Annotated in this window: 3 protein-coding genes; 1 reads left to right on the forward strand and 2 read right to left on the reverse strand. The window is 74.0% G+C overall.

All coding sequences use genetic code 11. The annotated features are described in order from the left end of the window. The coding region (locus tag ASC99_RS18890) for a sigma factor-like helix-turn-helix DNA-binding protein (protein ID WP_304440745.1) at positions 1-294 on the forward strand (294 nt) is incomplete at its 5' end. On the opposite strand, the gene ASC99_RS40695 is transcribed toward ASC99_RS18890, so the two are convergent. Together ASC99_RS40695 and ASC99_RS39450 are read right to left on the reverse strand one after the other, a co-directional pair. After that, positions 291-539, reverse strand: coding sequence for a tetratricopeptide repeat protein (locus tag ASC99_RS40695; RefSeq protein ID WP_235583080.1), 249 nt, complete (start codon positions 537-539; stop codon positions 291-293). The two genes, ASC99_RS18890 and ASC99_RS40695, sit on opposite strands and share 4 nt — an antisense overlap. After that, a partial coding sequence (locus ASC99_RS39450; protein ID WP_162257895.1) for a tetratricopeptide repeat protein occupies positions 434-1,200 on the reverse strand: 767 nt, incomplete at its 5' end. The genes ASC99_RS40695 and ASC99_RS39450, both read right to left, overlap by 106 nt.

Here is a 1,200-nt window from a genome sequence, read left to right on the forward strand (position 1 = left end):
GACAGCGAGTTCGGTGACCTGATCGAGGACTCCGAGGCGGTCGTCCCGGCCGACGCGGTCTCCTTCACCCTGCTCCAGGAGCAGCTGCACTCCGTCCTGGACACCCTGGCCGAGCGTGAGGCGGGCGTGGTCTCGATGCGCTTCGGCCTCACCGACGGCCAGCCGAAGACCCTGGACGAGATCGGCAAGGTCTACGGCGTGACCCGCGAGCGGATCCGCCAGATCGAGTCCAAGACCATGTCCAAGCTCCGCCACCCGTCCCGCTCCCAGGTCCTGCGCGACTACCTCGACTAAACCCCCCGGGCCCGGGCCAGCAGTGCCTCGCTGCGGGCCAGGTCCAGCAGGTGGCCGATGCCGCGCTGGAGGTCGGCGGCCTGTTCGGCGAGCGGGACGGCGCCGGCCGGGTCGCCCTGGTGCAGCCGGGCGGTGGCGATCACCAGCAGGGCGCGGGCCTCCAGGGGGCGGTAGCCACCGGTGTGGCAGAGCTCGACCACCCGTTCGGCGAGCCGGACGGCCTCGGCCGGGCGGTGCTCCAGCAGTTCGACCTCGGCCAGCCCGAGGGTGGCCCGCAGCTCCGGGTGCCGTACGCCGCTGGCCACCGCCAGCCGTAGGGCGCGGCGCAGGTGCAGGGCGGCGGGGCGGCTGTGGCCCATCGCCAGCCGGTACCCGCCGAGGGCGAGCAGCGCGCCGCACTCCGCGAACGGGTCCCCCGTCCGCAGTTCCCGGTGGCCACCGCCGACCGTTCGACCAGCGCGGCGGCCTCGCCGTCCAGGTGACCGAGGTCACGGTCGATCAGCTGCGCCGTGCTCAGGTCCAGGCTCGCGGCGTCGAGATCGCCCCTGCGGTGCCGGAGCACGCCGAGGTTGATCAGCGCGGCCGCCTCGCCGCGCCGGGCCCCGGCGGACCGGTGGATCTCCAGGGCCTCCGCCAGGTGGGCCTCGGCCTCGGTCAGCCGGCCCGCCATCAGGTAGTCGGCGCTCAGGTTGTTGTGGTTGATCGCCATGCCGGTCCGCCGACCGAGCTGCCGGTAGACCGTCAGCGCCGCCGACATGTACTCCACCGCCTGGTCGGCCCGGCCGAGGATCGAACAGGCCACCCCGATCCGCTCCAGTGCCGAGGCCCGGAAGCGGTGCAGCTCGGCCGAACCGTCGGTGATCCGCTCGGCCACCCGGACGATCCAGCGGTTGTAGCCGACCGCGC

Source organism: Kitasatospora sp. Root107 (assembly GCF_001424875.1).
Taxonomy (GTDB): domain Bacteria; phylum Actinomycetota; class Actinomycetes; order Streptomycetales; family Streptomycetaceae; genus Kitasatospora.